Annotated in this window: 16 protein-coding genes; 8 read left to right on the top strand and 8 right to left on the bottom strand. The window is 63.7% G+C overall.

Going from position 1 to position 17,416, the window contains the following annotated elements; all coding sequences use genetic code 11:
- Positions 1–240: 240 nt before the first annotated feature.
- The 6 genes from exaC to pedF all read right to left on the bottom strand — a co-directional run bounded on the left by exaC (position 241) and on the right by pedF (position 6,822).
- Positions 241–1,761: an acetaldehyde dehydrogenase ExaC gene (exaC, locus tag FIV39_RS32795; RefSeq protein ID WP_090405977.1), complete on the bottom strand. Its 1,521-nt coding sequence runs from the start codon at positions 1,759–1,761 to the stop codon at positions 241–243.
- 121 nt (positions 1,762–1,882) lie between these two features.
- Positions 1,883–3,658, bottom strand: a complete 1,776-nt coding sequence (locus FIV39_RS32790; RefSeq protein ID WP_090405980.1) for a PQQ-dependent methanol/ethanol family dehydrogenase — start codon at positions 3,656–3,658, stop codon at positions 1,883–1,885.
- A 115-nt stretch (positions 3,659–3,773) separates the two neighbouring features.
- The gene (locus FIV39_RS32785) at positions 3,774–4,706 is read right to left on the bottom strand and encodes a quinoprotein relay system zinc metallohydrolase 1 (protein WP_090405983.1); all 933 of its coding nucleotides are present in this window, start codon (positions 4,704–4,706) and stop codon (positions 3,774–3,776) included.
- A gap of 16 nt (positions 4,707–4,722) precedes the next feature.
- Positions 4,723–5,472 (bottom strand): quinoprotein dehydrogenase-associated SoxYZ-like carrier, encoded by a 750-nt coding sequence (locus FIV39_RS32780; RefSeq protein WP_090405986.1) that lies wholly within the window; start codon positions 5,470–5,472, stop codon positions 4,723–4,725.
- 9 nt (positions 5,473–5,481) lie between these two features.
- A complete protein-coding gene (locus FIV39_RS32775) occupies positions 5,482–6,357 on the bottom strand; it encodes a substrate-binding periplasmic protein (protein ID WP_090405989.1) in 876 nt (291 codons plus the stop codon).
- Positions 6,358–6,360: 3 nt separating this feature from the next.
- Positions 6,361–6,822 carry a cytochrome c-550 PedF gene (pedF, locus tag FIV39_RS32770; protein WP_090405992.1) on the bottom strand — a complete coding sequence of 154 codons (462 nt, stop codon included), beginning with the start codon at positions 6,820–6,822 and terminating at the stop codon, positions 6,361–6,363.
- Between the two features lie 254 nt (positions 6,823–7,076).
- Here pedF and exaA point away from each other — a divergent pair, with 254 nt between their 5' ends.
- Both exaA and FIV39_RS32760 read left to right on the top strand, forming a co-directional pair.
- On the top strand, positions 7,077–8,969 hold the full coding sequence (gene exaA, locus FIV39_RS32765) for a quinoprotein ethanol dehydrogenase (protein WP_090405995.1): 1,893 nt from the start codon (positions 7,077–7,079) through the stop codon (positions 8,967–8,969).
- Between the two features lie 187 nt (positions 8,970–9,156).
- A complete protein-coding gene (locus FIV39_RS32760; RefSeq protein WP_090405998.1) occupies positions 9,157–9,804 on the top strand; it encodes a pentapeptide repeat-containing protein in 648 nt (215 codons plus the stop codon).
- 60 nt (positions 9,805–9,864) lie between these two features.
- Here FIV39_RS32760 and FIV39_RS32755 read toward each other — a convergent pair whose 3' ends face one another.
- Entirely contained in the window at positions 9,865–10,491 is a 627-nt protein-coding gene (locus FIV39_RS32755) for a response regulator transcription factor (protein ID WP_090406001.1), read from the bottom strand.
- Positions 10,488–11,750: a sensor histidine kinase gene (locus tag FIV39_RS32750; protein ID WP_090410058.1), complete on the bottom strand. Its 1,263-nt coding sequence runs from the start codon at positions 11,748–11,750 to the stop codon at positions 10,488–10,490. Before FIV39_RS32750 ends, FIV39_RS32755 begins: the two co-directional genes overlap by 4 nt.
- A 186-nt stretch (positions 11,751–11,936) precedes the next feature.
- On the opposite strand from FIV39_RS32750, the gene FIV39_RS32745 reads away from it, so the two are divergent.
- The 6 genes from FIV39_RS32745 to FIV39_RS32720 all read left to right on the top strand — a co-directional run bounded on the left by FIV39_RS32745 (position 11,937) and on the right by FIV39_RS32720 (position 16,961).
- The gene (locus FIV39_RS32745; RefSeq protein ID WP_090406004.1) at positions 11,937–13,109 is read left to right on the top strand and encodes an ABC transporter substrate-binding protein; all 1,173 of its coding nucleotides are present in this window, start codon (positions 11,937–11,939) and stop codon (positions 13,107–13,109) included.
- Positions 13,110–13,139: 30 nt separating this feature from the next.
- Positions 13,140–14,099, top strand: coding sequence for a YVTN family beta-propeller repeat protein (locus FIV39_RS32740; RefSeq protein WP_090406006.1), 960 nt, complete (start codon positions 13,140–13,142; stop codon positions 14,097–14,099).
- Complete coding sequence (locus FIV39_RS32735) at positions 14,096–14,836, top strand: ABC transporter ATP-binding protein (RefSeq protein WP_090406008.1); 741 nt, start codon at positions 14,096–14,098, stop codon at positions 14,834–14,836. Before FIV39_RS32740 ends, FIV39_RS32735 begins: the two co-directional genes overlap by 4 nt.
- Positions 14,833–15,624, top strand: coding sequence for an ABC transporter permease (locus FIV39_RS32730; RefSeq protein WP_090406011.1), 792 nt, complete (start codon positions 14,833–14,835; stop codon positions 15,622–15,624). Before FIV39_RS32735 ends, FIV39_RS32730 begins: the two co-directional genes overlap by 4 nt.
- A 107-nt stretch (positions 15,625–15,731) precedes the next feature.
- Positions 15,732–16,280: a PQQ-dependent catabolism-associated CXXCW motif protein gene (locus FIV39_RS32725; RefSeq protein ID WP_090406014.1), complete on the top strand. Its 549-nt coding sequence runs from the start codon at positions 15,732–15,734 to the stop codon at positions 16,278–16,280.
- A 15-nt stretch (positions 16,281–16,295) separates the two neighbouring features.
- Positions 16,296–16,961, top strand: a complete 666-nt coding sequence (locus FIV39_RS32720) for a response regulator transcription factor (protein WP_090406018.1) — start codon at positions 16,296–16,298, stop codon at positions 16,959–16,961.
- The last annotated feature ends 455 nt before the right edge of the window (positions 16,962–17,416 follow it).

Genomic DNA, 17,416 nt, shown 5'->3' with positions numbered 1-17,416 from the left:
GCTGCCGATTCAGGCTCGAGGCGCGGCCGACGCAGCCTCGCTTGCGCTCGGCAGCTGCTACGGATTTGCGCGGTGTTGGATAAGACGGTATCTACGCAGAAGGCTCGCTCAAGTTGTGTAGATACCCGTGCCCCGATGAGGGAGTGTCAGTTGATGCATCTGTAACCGACCCACCGCTATCGGGGGCAAGTCGAATCGTCGCACCGCCCCTCCCACACTTGATTGCATTTCAAGTTGGAATCAGAAGAAACCCAGTGGATTGATGTCGTAGCTCACCAGCAAATTCTTGGTCTGCTGGTAGTGATCGAGCATCATCTTGTGGTTCTCACGCCCCACGCCCGACTTCTTGTAGCCGCCAAACGCCGCATGCGCCGGGTACAGGTGATAACAGTTGGTCCACACGCGGCCAGCCTTGATCGCGCGGCCCATGCGGTAGGCGCGGTTGATGTCGCGGGTCCACAGCCCGGCGCCGAGGCCGAATTCGCTGTCGTTGGCAATCGCCAGGGCTTCGGCTTCGTCCTTGAAGGTGGTGATACCCACCACCGGCCCGAAGATTTCTTCCTGGAACACGCGCATCTTGTTGTGGCCCTTGAGCAGGGTCGGCTGGATGTAGTAACCGCTGGACAGGTCGCCCTCCAGGCGCTCGGCCGCGCCGCCGGTGAGCAGCTCGGCGCCCTCCTCCTGGGCGATCTTGAGGTAGGAGAGGATCTTGTCGTATTGCTGTTCGGACGCCTGGGCACCGACCATGGTCTCGGTGTCCAACGGGTTGCCGCGCTTGATCTTGACGATCTTCTTCATCACCACTTTCATGAAGTCGTCGTAGATCGACTCCTGCACCAGCGCCCGCGACGGGCAGGTGCACACTTCGCCTTGGTTGAAGAACGCCAGCACCAAGCCTTCGGCGGCTTTTTCGATGAATTGCGGCTCGGCCTGCATGATGTCTTCGAAGAAGATGTTCGGCGACTTGCCGCCCAGCTCAACGGTGGACGGAATCAGGTTTTCGGCCGCCGCATGCATGATGTGCGCGCCGATTGGGGTCGAGCCGGTAAAGGCGATCTTGGCGATGCGCTTGCTGGTGGCCAGCGCCTCCCCGGCTTCGCGGCCAAAGCCCTGCACGATGTTGAGCACGCCCGGTGGCAGCAGGTCATTGATCAGCTCGGCAAACACCATGATCGACAGCGGCGTCTGCTCGGCCGGCTTGAGCACGATGCAGTTACCGGCGGCCAGTGCCGGGGCGAGTTTCCAGGCGGCCATCAGCAGCGGAAAGTTCCACGGAATAATTTGCCCGACCACGCCCAATGGCTCATGGAAGTGATAGGCCGCGGTGTGTTCGTTGATCTCGGCGGCACCGCCTTCCTGGGCGCGGATGCAGCCGGCGAAGTAGCGGAAGTGGTCGGCGGCCAGGGGCACGTCGGCGTTGAGGGTTTCGCGCACGGCCTTACCGTTGTCCCAGGTTTCAGCAACGGCCAGCACTTCGAGATTCTGCTCGATACGGTCGGCGATTTTCAGCAGCACCAGCGAACGATCCTGGGGCGAGGTCTTGCCCCAGGCGTCGGCGGCGGCATGGGCGGCGTCAAGGGCTTTGTCGATATCGGCGACGTTGGAGCGCGGGAATTCAGCGATCACCTCACCGGTCACCGGCGAGGTGTTGGTGAAGTACTCACCGCTGAGCGGCGCGACGAACTCACCGCCGATGTAATTGCCGTAGCGCTGCTTGAAGCTGACGATGGCGCCAGGGGTGCCAGGTTGTGCGTAGATCATGTTAAAGCCTCTGTCTGGGTCCGGGCCTGTCGGTCAACAGGCGATGACCCGATAGTAAAGAGCCCCCGTTGCCGGGCGAATGCGCCGTTGGCAGGGGGGGACTTGTCATTTGGTCGTAGATTCAGTGCTTGGCGACCAGCTCTTTGGGCAGCTTGAAGGTCCAGAGCATGCCGCCCTGGTTGAAGTCCTTGATGCGCTTGGCCACTTCACCGCCCCACAACGGCACTGCGCCGCCCCAGCCGGAGAGCACCGAGACGTACTGTTCGCCGTCCATTTCCCAGGTCACAGGCGAGCCGAGCACGCCGGAGCCAGTCTGGAATTCCCAGACCTTCTCGCCAGTCTTGGCGTTAAACGCTTGCAGGAAGCCTTCCGGCGTACCGGTGAACACCAGGTTGCCCTTGGTGGTCAGCACCCCGCCCCACAGCGGCGCGAAGTTCTTGTGGCGCCAGACTTCCTTGCCGGTCTTCGGGTCGATGGCGCGCAGCACGCCGATGTAGTCTTCGTTCAGCGGCTTGATGGTGAAGCCCGCCCCCAGGAACGCCGCGCCCTTCTTGTAGGCGATGCCTTCGTTCCAGATGTCCATGCCCCACTCGTTGGACGGCACATAGAACAGCCCGGTGTCGCGGTTATAGGCCATCGGCATCCAGTTCTTCGCACCGAGGAAGGCCGGCGCGACAAACACTGAGGTACCCTTGGTTTCGCTGCCCGGCGCGCCTGGGCGGCTGGCTTCGTTGTAGATCGGCCGACCGTCCTTATCCAGGCCGGTGGCCCAGGTGATCTTGTCGACAAACGGGAAGCCGCGGATGAACTTGCCGTTGGTGCGGTCGAGCACGTAGAAGAAGCCGTTGCGGTCAGCGGTGGCCGCGGCTTTGATTTCCTTGCCGCCTTCGGTGTAGTTGAAGGAGATCAGCTCGTTGACGCCGTCATAGTCCCAACCGTCGTGGGGCGTGCTCTGGAAGTGCCACTTGATGGTGCCGTCGTCCGGGTTCAGCGCCAGGCGCGAGGACGAGTAGAGGTTGTCGCCAGGGCGCAGGTGCGAGTTCCACGGCGCCGGGTTGCCGGTGCCGAACAGCAGCAGGTTGGTTTCCGGGTCGTAGTAGCCGCCCAGCCACGGTGCGGCGCCGCCGGTTTTCCACAAATCCCCCGGCCAGGTCTTGCCCGCCTCGCCGCCGGAGATGCCGTTTTCCACGGCTTTGCCGTCCTTGTAGACATAGCCCATATGGCCTTCGACGGTCGGGCGACTCCACAGCAGCTCGCCATTTTTCGGGTCGTAGGCTTCGATCTTGCCCACCACGCCGAACTCGCCACCGGCCACGCCAGTGATCAGCTTGCCGTTGATCACCAGGGGCGCGGCACTGATCGAGTAGCCGTCCTTGTGGTCGGCGACTTTTTTGCTCCACACCACTTTGCCGGTGTCTTTGTTCAGCGCCACCAGCTTGGCGTCGAGGGTGCCGAAGAACACCAGGTCGCCGTACAGCGCCACGCCACGGTTGATCACGTCACAGCACGGGCGGATGTCATCAGGCAGACGCGCATCGTACTGCCAGAGCTTCTTGCCGGTGCGCGCATCCACCGCGAACACCCGCGAGTAGGAACCGGTGAGGTACATCACCCCGTCCTTGATCATCGGCTGAGCCTGTTGCCCACGCTGTTTCTCACCACCAAAGGAAAACGCCCAGACCGGGCGCAGTTCCTTGACGTTGTCGACGTTCAGGGTGTCGAGGGGGCTGTAGCGCTGGCCCTGCACGCCCAGGCCGTTGGTGACGATCTGCGCGGGGTTTTTCGGGTCCTGGAGGATGTCCTCATCGGTGACCGAGGCCATGGCCTGGCCGGATAACAGGATGGCACCGAGCAACACACTCAAGGCGAAGGGTTGGCGACGTGCGGGTTGGGTCATGACGGCTACCTCTGCGGTTTTTTGTTATACCCGGGAAATTTTCCCGGTCTGGTGCCGATTCTTGGACGCAGGGGCCGTTGTCACAATTGACCGCAGTATCGAGTTTGCTAGTTCCTTAGTAGCGGGTGTCCACCCGTTGCATCTGTTCGCGCTCGTAACGCGGGTACAGGTGGCTGACGCTGCGGATCAGTTCATAGCGGCTCAGGCTGATCGCGGCGAAGCGCTCCGGTATGGGGCTGCGGATCATCTCGGCCATGTCGATGCCATGGCTGGCGCCGTCACGCAAAAGTTGATCGAGCCAGGTCAGGTAGTCGCGCATCTGCGTGAGGGGTTGCGCGTCGCTGGCCACCGGGCCGTGGCCGGGCACGATCAGGGTCCAGGGCAAGGCTTGCAGGGTACCGAGGTCAGCCAGCCACACCGCCAGCCCCGGGCTGTTGGGGGTGGTGAGCGCGCGCTGGTAAAACACCAGGTCGCCGGCGAACAGCACGCCGGTGCTCTGGTCGAAGATCGCCAGGTCGGCGCCGGTATGCCCGGTAAGCGCGAGCAGGCGCAAGTCGTGGCGGCCGACGCTCAGTACACCGGGTTCCAGCACCTGGGTGGGCAATACCACTTCGGTGCCGCGCATCCAGTCGCCGACCATGCGATAGAGGTTTTCCGCCATGCCGTCGCCCTGCTCGTGCAGCAGCCGCGTGGTCTCGGCCAGGGCGCCGATGGGCACGTCCTTGAAGGCCTGGTTGCCCAGCGCATGGTCGGGGTGATGGTGGGTAATCAGCACCTGGATCACCGGCTTGGGGGTGACACGGGCGATGGCCTCGCGCATGGCTTCGCCGTAGCGCCGCGACGGTCCGGTGTCGATTACCACCACGCCGGCCTCAGTGACGATGAAGGCGGTGTTGACGATATTGCCGCCATTGGCCTTGGCAAAATTGTCGGTGCTGCCTTCAAGCAGCCAGGTGTCGTCGGCGATCAGCCGGGGCTTGAGGGCGTAGTCGAGGTCCGCCAGGGCGGGCAGGCTCAGGCCCAGGCATAACAATAGAATCCAGCGCATGCCGCGCTCCTTCTGGTCAGGGGATAGCCGCGTCGAACTCATTGCCGCTGTTGTCACGCAGCACCAGGCGGGTGGGCCCCGGCGCGTCGATGTCGAAGGCCAGGTTGGGGTTCTCGCTGACCGCCGGGAACAACTCAAGATCAGCCAGCACCCGGCCGTCCTGGCCGCGCAGTTGCGCATGGTTGATAAAAAACTCGGGGATGCCGCTGACCATGCCGTTATCCATCGGGTGCGCCACCTGCACACGTACGCGGCTGAACTCGCCACGCGGGTAACGCCCGCCGAGCACTTCGCCGATGTGCTCTTCCCAGCCCGGCTGGGTGCGTACCACGCTGGGCGCGGTGCAGCCGCCGCCGGCTGCGTCGATCAGGGTCGAGCCCACATGCCACATGCCGTCATCGGTGAGCACCGCCGCACGCAACGGCGTGGCCTGCTCGATACGAATCCGCAGCGACAGCCACGGCAGCACGCCGGCCTTGGGTTGGAAGTCGACGATTTTCGGCAAGGGGTTGAGCTCGGCCCAGGCGAGGATTTTCACCACATGGCCGTTGAAAGCGCGCGCGTCGATTTCCAGCGGCACCTGGCGCGCATCTTCGGCGAACGGCGGCGCGAGCAGCTTGACCCGGTCGTCAAACACGAACGGCGCCTCGGCCAGGAACTGCTTGTGATAGAACGCCCACATCACCGACGGCACCGGGTCGACCTCCACGGCGTGAGCCGCCAGCGGCAGCCAGCAAGCCAGGATGCAACTCAGTCGCCAGTTCATCGCCTGCTCCTATTGATACATCTCGGGCACTTCGTACTGCAGGCCGTAATGGGCATAGATGGCTTGCACCGCGCCGTCGCGGATCAGGCCTTCCAGCGCCTCTTCCACGGCATAGGCCAACTGACGGTTGCTCTCGTGCACCGCCATGCCGATCTCCCAGCGTTGCTTGCCCATGTTCGGGTAGGCGTTTTCGGCGAGGGCCAGTTGCGGGTCGTGGGCTTCATGCACCTGCCAGTCGACCTCGCCGCGCAGCGCCATCACCGCATCAACCTCACCGGCTTTCATCGCCACAAAGGCCTGGGGTACGCCGGGGTAGTGACGGGTCTTGCCGGCGAGCATGCCGTTGAACACCGAGGTGAGGTAAAACGACGGCACGCTGTCGACTTCGACGCCAATCGGGTGCTGCTCGAACACCGCCACGCTGGCAACCGTGTCCAGACGCCGACGGTCATAAGCCACCTGCCATTGTTCGTTCTGGTACGGCCCGAACATCACCACCTGGCCGTTTTCCAGTTCGCCCTGGTCGTTGCGCTTTTGCGCGTAATCACGATCGTAGGGCGCACGCATCATCAGGTCGGCCAGTTGCTGGTTATGCAACGGGCTGCCGCGCCAGATGTAGTCGCGCAGGTCGTCGTCGAGCTTCTCGCCGGCCGGCGCCCAGATCAACTTGAGCCGTACCCCCAGCGCCATGGCCAGGGCCTGGGCCAGTTCCACGTCGACCCCGCGCGGGGTGGCGCCGTCTTCGAAACTGTAGGGGGCAAAGTCTTTGTACACCGCTACGTTGATTTCGCCGGCGGCGATCATCTGGTCATAGCTGCGCACCTGCGCCTGTGCCGGCTGGCAACACAGCAGGGCCAGGCCAAGCACATAAGCGAACAGGCGCATGGCTTACTCCTCGACGTGCACGGTGTCCAGGTAGGTGCGCACGGCCCACAAGGCTTCCTGGCTCAGGTAGTCGGCCATTTTCGGCATGTACACACGGCCGTCACGCACCGCGCCATGGCGCACACGCTCGACGAACCACTCATCACCGGCTTCGCCCACATCGAGCATGCGCAGGTCGGGGGCGATGCCGCCGGACTTGGCTTCCAGGCCATGGCAGGCGGCGCAGTTCTGGTTATAGGCGGACGAACCAATTTCCACGGCCCGGTCGTGTTCAGGCGAGGTGCGGTACGGATTGACCGCCGCCCAGCCGTCTTCGTTGACCGCCACGCCAGCGTCCTTGATCGAGGTCAGGCCCTTGGTTTCCACCGCTTGCGGGACCACGTTGCCATGGGCCCAGGCGGAGCCCCCGGCGATCACACCGACCAACAGCCCGGCGACGAGCAAGGCATTGTGTTTTGTTGTCATTATTTTTGCCCTCAGGATTGCACGCAAAACCTCATTGCAGAGGCTATGGCAACCATCTTAGAAACCACGGGGCATAGGCCGTATGCTGCTTTGGTGGTCGGCTTATCCTCCCTTGGTAGTAGGGCTTGTGGGGCACGCCTAAAACAGTGGCGCCTCGGGAAGTCTTCCCGGCCACAGCGGGACTTTTTCCGTATCCGCCAGGCCCACGGCGTTCCACCCTATGCAGGCCAAAACCTCCACTGGGAACTGCAACCATGACAATAAGATCGCTACCCGCCCGTTCACCGTTAAGCCTTGCCGTGCAAGCCTTCCTGCTGGTCGGCGGCCTGTCCCTCAGTGCCGTAACGTTCGCGGCCGCCGAACCCGCCAAGCCGACGCGCAACGTCACCTGGGAAGACATCGCCAACGACCACCTGACCACCCAGGACGTGCTGCAATACGGCATGGGCACCAACGCCCAGCGCTGGAGCCCGCTGGCCCAGGTCAACGACAAGAATGTGTTCAAGCTCACCCCGGCCTGGTCCTACTCGTTCGGCGATGAGAAACAACGCGGCCAGGAATCCCAGGCGATCGTCAGCGACGGCGTGGTCTATGTCACCGGTTCCTATTCCCGCGTATTCGCCCTCGACGCCAAGACCGGCAAGCGCCTGTGGACCTACAACCACCGCCTGCCCGACAACATTCGTCCGTGCTGCGACGTGGTCAACCGCGGCGCGGCGATCTTCGGCGACAAGATCTACTTTGGCACCCTCGACGCACGCCTGATCGCCCTCGACAAAAACACCGGCAAAGTGGTGTGGAACAAGAAGTTCGGCGACCACGCCGCCGGCTACACCATGACCGGCGCCCCGGTGCTGATCAAAGATAAGGTCAGCGGCAAGGTGCTGCTGATCCACGGCAGCTCCGGCGATGAATTCGGCGTGGTCGGCCAGCTGTTTGCCCGCGACCCCGACACCGGTGAAGAAGTGTGGATGCGCCCGTTCGTGGAAGGCCATATGGGCCGCCTCAACGGCAAGGACAGTAGCCCCACCGGCGACGTCAAGGCGCCTTCGTGGCCGGATGACCCGACCACCGAAACCGGCAAGGTCGAGGCCTGGAGCCACGGCGGCGGCGCCCCTTGGCAGAGCGCGAGCTTCGATGCCGAGACCAACACCATCATCGTCGGCGCCGGCAACCCTGGCCCTTGGAACACCTGGGCGCGCACCGCCAAGGACGGCAACCCCCACGACTTCGACAGCCTCTACACCTCCGGCCAGGTCGGCGTCGACCCGAGCACTGGCGAAGTGAAGTGGTTCTACCAGCACACCCCGAACGACGCCTGGGACTTCTCCGGCAACAACGAGCTGGTGCTGTTCGATTACAAGGACAAGGACGGCAAGGTGGTCAAGGCCACCGGCCACGCCGACCGCAACGGCTTTTTCTATGTGGTGGACCGCAACAACGGCAAGCTGCAGAACGCCTTCCCGTTTGTCGACAACATCACCTGGGCCAGCCATATCGACCTGAAGACCGGGCGTCCGGTGGAGAACGAAGGCCAGCGTCCGGCCAAGCCATTGCCGGGTGAAACCAAAGGCAAGCCGGTGGAAGTCTCGCCGCCGTTCCTGGGTGGCAAGAACTGGAATCCCATGGCCTACAGCCAGGACACCGGCCTGTTCTACATCCCCGGCAACCAGTGGAAAGAGGAATACTGGACCGAAGAGGTCAACTACAAGAAGGGCTCGGCGTACCTGGGCATGGGCTTTCGCATCAAGCGCATGTATGACGACCACGTCGGCACCCTGCGTGCGATGAACCCGACCACCGGCAAGGTGGTGTGGGAGCACAAGGAAGCCTTGCCGCTGTGGGCCGGCGTGCTGGCAACCAAGGGCAACCTGGTGTTTACCGGCACCGGCGACGGCTTCTTCAAGGCCTTCGACGCGAAAACCGGCAAGGAGCTGTGGAAGTTCCAGACCGGCAGCGGCATCGTCTCGCCGCCGATCACCTGGGAGCAGGATGGCGAACAGTATGTCGGCGTGACCGTCGGCTATGGCGGCGCGGTGCCGTTGTGGGGCGGCGACATGGCCGAGCTGACCAAGCCGGTGGCGCAAGGCGGGTCGTTCTGGGTGTTCAAGATCCCGAGTTGGGATAACAAGACCGCGCAAAAATAACCCCTATCCCCGCCCGTAGCAGCTGTCGAGCGCAAGCGAGGCTGCGTCGGCCGCGACTCGGGCTTGAATCGGCAGCGCGCCTGACGCAGCCTCGCTTGCGCTCGACAGCTGCTACGGATTTGCGCGGTGTTGGATAAGACGACATCTGCGACGCGGACCGGGGAACTCCTTTTTTAGAGGTTGCACGATGAACTACCTGCCCTTGTTACTCCTGCTCTCCCTGCCCCTCGCGCATGCCGACGATGGCGACGACGCCCCGCTGATCATCAACGGCTGCACCATCGCCGAACACAGCCAATGCCCCGGCGCCAACCTCAAGGGCGCCAACCTGCGCAACCAGGACTTGAGCAAGATGAACCTGGCCGGCGCCGACCTGCGCGAGGCGGATTTGCGCCATGCCAACCTCGACCTGGCCAACCTGGAAAAAGCCCAGCTGCAAGGCGCCAACCTGACCCGCGCCAGCCTGCAACAAAGCAACCTGCGCCTGGCCAACTTCAGCGGCGCCACGCTGATGGCGATCCAGGGTTGGGGCCTGTTCGCCCAGGGCGCGCAGTTCGAAAACGCCAACCTCAGCGCGGCCTACCTGCAATTTGCGCGACTGTCGGGGGCGAAAATGCACAAAGCCAACCTGCGTGCGGCCGACCTGGAAATGACCTGGCTAAGCAAGGCCGACCTGCAAGGTGCCGACCTCAGCGACGCCAATCTGCAGGAAGCCAAGTTCGGCGAGAGCAACCTTGAAAACGCCACCCTGACCGGTGCGCGGCAACATTATGGGAATTTTCAGGATGCGAATATGGAGGGCTGCCAGGATTGCCCAACGACCTGGGATCGCTGAAACGACGCCATTAAAATGTGGGAGCAAGCCCCCTCCCACAGTGGATTTGTGCACACCCGGTTATCCAACCACCCGCACCACCCCCATGTCGATCCCCAGGTGCACCAGCTCGGCATGGGAACTCACCTGCAATTTGCTCTTGAGCAAGGTCAGGTGATTGGACACGGTCTTGCTGCTGATATTCAGCTGATCGGCAATCGCGCGCGTCGGCGTGCCCCTGGCCAGCATCAGGAAAATTTCCAGCTCGCGCGGGGTCATGCCCTGCAAGCGTTGATCGCTGGGGGAATAGGCCAGTTCGGTGGCCAGGGCCTGTTCGATGTAGGCATGGCCGTCGAGGATGCGCCGCACCGCTTCGATCAACACCTCGGGCGCCGAGCTTTTGGTCAGGTAACCCGAGGCCCCGGCGTCCAGGGCCTGGCGCACCAGGGGCAGTTCGTCGTGCATGCTGAAAAACAGCACGCGCAGTTGCGGCAGGCGCTGGCGCAGGCGACGCGTGGTTTCCAGGCCGCTGATGCCCGGCAGGCCGAAGTCCATGATCACCAGGTGCGGCAGCGCTTCCTGGACCCGGCTCAGCGCTTCTTCACCACTGGCCGCCTCGCGCACCTCAACGGCTGGCAGCAGCGCGCGCAGCAGGCTGGCATAGCCCTGGCGCACCACGGCGTGGTCATCCACCAACAGAATATTCATGGTGCCTCCAACGGCATGTTCAAGGCCAACGCCCAACCGGCGCCGGGGTGGCTGATGATCTTCAATTCGCCGCCCAGGCAGCGGGCGCGTTCGGCCATCGAATACAGGCCCACGCCGGGACGCTGGGGCGTGTCTGCACCACGCCCGTTATCGCGCACCCACAGGCGCAGGCGCGAACCGCGATGTTGCAGGCGCACGTGCACCTGGCTGGCGTCGGCATGGCGCAGGATGTTGGTCAGGGCTTCCTGGAGCAGGCGGTACAGATGGGTCTTGCTGGCGCCGGGCAACAGCGGCAGGTCCGTACTGATTTGCAGGTGGCAGGGAATGCCGTGGCTGGCCTGCCACTGCGTGACCAGCATCGAAAACGCCTCGGCCATCGGCAGGTGTTGCAGGGCCACCGGATAGAGATCGTGGACCAACGCCCTGAATCCGTGCTGCAAGTGCTCGCAGTGATCCTCCAATTGCGCCACCGTCGACGCCAACAGATGCGGCTGATCGGTGACCAGCCGCAACAGGCAGGCCTGGGCGCGAATACCGGCCAGGTATTGGCCGAGGTCATCGTGCAGGGTCTGGGCCAGGTGGGTGCGCTCCTGCTCCTGCACCGCCAGCAGGGTCTGGGTGAGCCGGGTGTTATCGGTGCGCGCCTGCTCCAGGGCGTCGGTCATGCGGTTGAAGTGCAGCGCCAGTTGCCGTGCTTCCGGCGCGCCTTCACTGCGCAGGCGCACGTTGAGCTGGCCGGCGCACACCTGTTGCAGCGCGCGCCGCAATTCATCCAGCACGCCCATGCCACGGCGCACCGCCCAGCGGATGGTCAACAGGCTCAGTATCAAGGCCAGGGAGCACAGGCCCAGCAGTTGTTGCAGGGAGTCCCAGACCTCGTCGATTTCATCCCGTGGGTCAACGGCGATGGACACGCGCCGACCGTCCGGCAAGTCGAGCACCTGGGCACTGTGCCGCGCCTCGGCAAACAGCAGGCGCCCGAGCCAGGCGTCCAGCCCGTCCGGGGCCGGCGTTTGCGCGGTGTCGCCGCTCGCCAGCCAGTGCACCCGCACATGACGCAAACTCGCCGTGAGGTGGGGTTGCAGGCTGGCCGGGTCGCGCTCGGCGGTTTCGCTCAGGTAGTGCACCACCGCTTCGGCCGATTGCAGCTCGCGCTCCACATCGGCCAGGGCCTGGTGCAGCAACAGCGCGGCACAGGCGCCGGTCACCAGGGCGAAGAAGCCGCACACCCACAGGTTGATGCGCCACAGGGCCGACAGGCCAGACCGGGTGGTGAAGACGCGCATGCTCGTGTCACTCCTGTGAATAAGACCGGAAGGGATCCATGCTAAGACCGCACCCGCTGCGCGTGGCTACTACCTTGGTACTGCCCCAGCGCTACTTTCTGCATATTTGCAGCGACGTTCAGGGTTCCTATGCTGGCGCTACCTGTCATGGAGTGCCTTATGCGCCAGCTCGCCCCCTACGCCGTGATCTGCCTGCTGGCGATCGCCTGGGCCGCCACCGGCCAGGCCGCCGAAGCGCCCTTGCAGGTGCAGCTCGGCTACCTGGGTTATCGGCCCGATCCGGGCCCGCTGCTGTCGAATGTGATTGCCGAGCCCGCCGATGCCGGGCAGCGCGGCGCTGAATTGGCGATCATCGACAGCAACAGCACCGGCGCTTTTCTCAACCAGCGCTACAGCCTGACCAGCGCCACGGTTGACACCCCAGACGCCCTGCTTGCCGCCGCCCAGGCCCAGCATGCCCTGGGCCTGCGCCTGTTCGTAGTGAACGCGCCCGCCGCCAGCCTGCGCCAACTCAGCGCGGCGTTGCCCGACAGCCTGCTGTTCAACGCCGGCAGCCCGGATGACCGCCTGCGCAGCACCGACTGCCTGGGCAACGTGCTGCATACGCTGCCCAGCCGCGCGATGCTCGCCGATGCGCTGGCGCAGTTCCTGGTCGTACGCAAATGGCAGAAAGCGCTGTTGATCGTCGGCCCCACCGAGGATGACCAGGCCTACGCCGCCGCCCTGCGTCGCGCCGCCAAACGCTTCGGCGTGCAACTGGTGGCGGAAAAAGCCTGGCGTTTCGATAACGACCAACGCCGCAGCGCCCAGGCAGATATGCCGCTGTTCACCCAGACCGCCGAATACGACGTGGTGCTGGTGGCCGACGAGCGCGGCGACTTCGGTGAGTACGTGCCCTACCAGACCTGGTACCCGCGCCCCGTCGCCGGTACCCAGGGCCTGACGCCCACCGGCTGGCACAAAACCGTCGAGACCTACGGCGCCGCCCAGTTACAAAAACGCTTCGAGGCCCTGGCCGGACGCTGGATGAACGACCGCGACTTCGCCGCCTGGATGGCCGTGCGCAGCGTCGCCAGTGCAGTGAGCAAGTTGCGCCAGGTCGAGCCCATGGCGATCCGCGATGTGGACATCAGCGAGCAACTGCCCCTGGATGGTTTCAAGGGCCGCAAGCTCAGCTACCGCGCCTGGAACGGCCAACTGCGCCAACCGATTCCCATCGTGCAGCCCCGCGCGCTGGTCAGCACCTCGCCCCAGGACGGTTTCCTGCACCCCACCAACGAAATGGACAGCCTGGGCTATGACAAACCCGAGGTGACCTGCCGCTTCCCTTGATTGCCTCGCCACAATAATAAGGAATCCGCCATGCGCCGCACCCTGCTCTCATGCGCCCTGCTGCTTGCCACCGGGCACGCCGTGGCCAGTACCGCCTGGGTCTCCAACGAAAAAGACAACAGCCTGAGCCTGATCGACATGCAGACCCTGCAAGTCACCGACACCCTCAAGGTCGGCCAGCGCCCACGGGGCCTGTTGCTGTCCCACGACAACAAGCTGCTGTACATCTGCGCCAGCGACTCGGACCGCGTGCAGGTGATGGACGTGGCCACGCGCAAGATCATCAAGGAACTGCCCTCCGGCAAAGACCCCGAGCAGTTCGCCCTGCACCCCAATAACCGCTGGCTGTACGTCTCCAACGAAGACGACGCGCTGGTCACCGTGATCGACACCGAGACCTCCAAGGTGCTCGGCCAGATCAACGTCGGCGTCGAACCCGAAGGCATGGCCGTGAGCCCGGATGGCAAGTGGGCGGTGAACACCAGCGAAACCACGAACATGCTGCACTGGATCGACACCAGCACCCAGACCCTGGCGGACAGCACCCTGGTGGACCAGCGCCCGCGCTTCGTCGAGTTCAACCACGATGGCTCGCAGCTGTGGGCCTCGGCGGAAATCGGCGGCACCGTGACCATCCTCGACGTGGCCAGCCGCGCGATCCTCAAGACCCTGACCTTCAAGATCAAGGGCGTGCACCCGGACAAGGTACAGCCGGTGGGGATCAAGCTCAGCGCCGACGGCAAGTACGGTTTCGTCGCCCTCGGCCCGGCCAACCATGTGGCGGTGATCGACGCCAAGACCTTCGAGGTCCTCGACTACCTGTTGGTGGGCCGCCGCGTGTGGCAGATGGCATTTACCCCGGACGAGAAACAGTTGCTCGCCACCAACGGCGTGAGCGGTGATGTGTCGGTGATCGATGTGGACAGCCTCAAGGTGATCAAGTCGGTGAAAGTCGGGCGTTATCCGTGGGGCGTGGTGGTCACGCCATGAACGCCCTGGAGGTGCGCGACCTGAGCTTCGCCTATGGCGCGCGGCAGGCCTTGTGCGAGGTGAGTTTCAGCCTGGCGCCGGGGCGTTTTGCGGCGTTGCTGGGACCCAATGGCGCCGGTAAATCGACCTTGATTGCCTTGCTGACGCGGCTGTATGACCTGCAAAGCGGCGACATTCGCGTGGGCGGTCATTCCCTGCGCGATGCGCCGCGTGCGGCCCTTACGCAACTGGGTGTGGTGTTCCAGCAAAGCACCCTGGACCTGGATTTAAGCGTGGAACAGAACCTGCGCTACCACGCCGCGCTGCATGGTTTATCGCGGCGCCAGACCGACCTGCGCGTAGCCGCCGAACTGGCACGCCAGGCCCTCACGGAACGGCGCCGGGAAAAAGTCCGCGAACTGAACGGCGGGCATCGGCGCCGGGTGGAAATCGCCCGGGCGTTGCTGCATGAGCCGCGCTTGCTGCTGTTGGATGAAGCCAGCGTCGGCCTCGACCCGGCCAGCCGCCTGGCGCTGAACCAGCACGTGCGCAGCCTGTGCCTCGAACACGGCATCAGCGTGCTGTGGACCACCCACCTGCTCGATGAAGTCCAGGCCGACGATGCGTTGATGATCCTGCATCAGGGCCGCCTGGTGGCCAGCGGGCAAGTCGATACGCTGATCCTGGAACAAGGCGGCGACCTCGGCAGTGTGTTCGCGCGCTTGACGCGCCCCACCACGACGGGAGCTGCGGCATGAACGCTTACTGGCAATGCCTGCGGGGCATCGTGCTGCGCGAGTGGCTGCGGTTTGTGTTGCAACGCACGCGGTTTCTCAGTGCGCTGGTGCGCCCGTTGCTGTGGTTGCTGGTGTTCGCCGCCGGGTTTCGCGCCGCGTTGGGCATCTCGGTGATCGAACCCTACGACACCTACATCCCCTACGAGGTGTACATCATCCCGGGGCTGGCCTGCATGATCCTGCTGTTCAACGGCATGCAGGGCTCGCTGTCGATGGTCTACGACCGCGAGATGGGCAGCATGCGCGTGTTGCTGACCAGCCCGTTGCCGCGCACGTTTTTGCTGTGCAGCAAGCTGTTGGCCACGGCGCTGATTTCGCTGTTGCAGGTGTATGGGTTCCTGGCGATTGCCTGGGTGTACGGCGTGCAACCGCCGGCCATGGGGCTATTGATCGCCCTGCCGGCGTTGCTGCTGGTGGCCTTGATGCTGAGCGCCCTGGGCCTGTTGCTGTCGAACGCGATTCGCCAGTTGGAGAACTTTGCCGGGGTGATGAACTTCGTGATCTTCCCGATGTTTTTCCTGTCGTCGGCGTTGTACCCGTTGTGGAAGATGCGCGACTCCAGCGAATGGCTGTACTGGCTGTGCGCGGTCAACCCGTTTACCCACGCCGTCGAACTGGTGCGTTTTGCCCTGTACGAACGCTTCGCCGGCTTGGCCCTGGCGGTGTGCCTGGGCTTGACCGCGCTGTTCGCGGTGTTGGCGGTGCTGACCTTCAATCCCCAGCATGCGGCGTTGCGCAAAAAAGGCTGAAGACAGGGAAACTACTACTTTGGTACTGGTTTTCCTGTCTATCGTCGCATTCCCAAGGGCCCGGGACTCACGTGTAATGCGCGCATAACGATAAGGATTGCCCTGCCATGCTGTATGCTCGACCGCCTCTGTTGGCACTGCTGTGCCTGTTCGTCGCTAACGTCCAGGCCGACACCCCACTGTTTTCCGCCGACGGCTACCGCATCAGCCTGTACCGCAGCCCCACGCCCGACCACCTGCCAGGCGCCACGATTGTCGACACTGCGGCCCTGCAAACCCTGCTCAACCAAAGCCCTGCGCCGGTGCTGATCGATGTGTACCGCCGCCAGTGGCTGCAAGGCCGCTTCATCGAAGACCAGCCCCACGCCAACCTGCCCGGCAGCCACTGGCTGGCCAATACCGGCGACGGCGACCTGACGCCGGAGTGGCAAAGCTATTTCGTGCGCCATTTGTATGCCTACAGCGGCGGCGACCTCAAGCGACCGTTGGTCTTCTATTGCCGCTCCGATTGCTGGCTGAGTTGGAACGCGGTAAAACGTGCCGCCAACCTCGGCTATACCTCTGTGTACTGGTATCGCGACGGTCTGGATGCCTGGGAAGCGGCAAAGCTGCCGGTGACGGTCGCCCAACCCGAGCCATTTCAAACATCACAATAAGAAAGGTGAACGGCCATGTACAAAATCCTGATTGCCGACGATCACCCACTGTTTCGCGAAGCGATCCATAACGTCATCAGCGACGGCTTCCCCGGCAGCGAAGTGATGGAAACCGCCGACCTCGACAGCGCCCTGGCGCTGACCCAGGAACACGACGACCTCGACCTGATCCTGCTCGACCTGAACATGCCCGGCATGCACGGCCTCAATGGCCTGATCAACCTGCGCAACGAAGCGCCGACCATACCCGTGGTGATCGTTTCGGCCGAGCAGGACAAGCAGATCGTGCTTCAAGCCATCACCTACGGCGCCGTGGGTTTTATCACCAAGTCCTCACCGCGCCTGCAAATGACCGAGGCGATCCAGCAGATCCTCAACGGCAACGTGTACCTGCCGCCGGACATCATCCGCACCCAAAAGCCCGGCACCCAGCGGCGCCTCAACGAAAACCCCGGCTTCGCCCCCGAACTGCTGCAAGCCCTGACGCGCAAGCAATTGCTGGTGCTGGAACGCATGACCAAGGGCGAGTCGAACAAACAGATCGCATACACGCTGGAGATCGCCGAGACCACGGTAAAGGCCCACGTGTCGGCGATCTTGCGCAAGTTGAACGTGCACAACCGGGTGCAGGCAATCCTCAGTGCCGGGGATATCGATTTCGGCTCGTACCTGCGGCGCTGATCCTCCTGACTCAACACCGGTCAAAGGTGGGAGGGGGCTTGCTCCCGATAGCTGTGGACCAGTCAACACCTTCTTGACTGAAACACCGCCATCGGGAGCAAGCCCCCTCCCACACTGGATCTCCGTTTGTCAGGGCCGACCGAGCAGGTGGCTCATGGCGGTCTTGAGTTTCATCGGGCCCATCTGCGCCACCCATTTTCCTGACTCAACACCGGTCAAAGGTGAGAGGGGGCTTGCTCCCGATAGCTGTGGACCAGTCAACACCTTCTTGACTGAACCACCGCCATCGGGAGCAAGCCCCCTCCCACACTGGATCTCCGTTTTGTCAGGGCCGACCGAGCAGGTGGCTCATGGCGGTCTTGAGTTTCATCGGGCCCATCTGCGCCACCCATTTTCCTGACTCAACACCGGTCAAAGGTGGGAGGGGGCTTGCTCCCGATAGCTGTGGACCAGTC

The sequence above is a fragment of the Pseudomonas grimontii genome (genome assembly GCF_007858185.1).
Classification (GTDB): domain Bacteria; phylum Pseudomonadota; class Gammaproteobacteria; order Pseudomonadales; family Pseudomonadaceae; genus Aquipseudomonas; species Aquipseudomonas grimontii.
The sequence above is the reverse complement of the archived record's forward strand: the minus strand, read 5'-3'. Positions and strand labels throughout refer to the sequence as shown.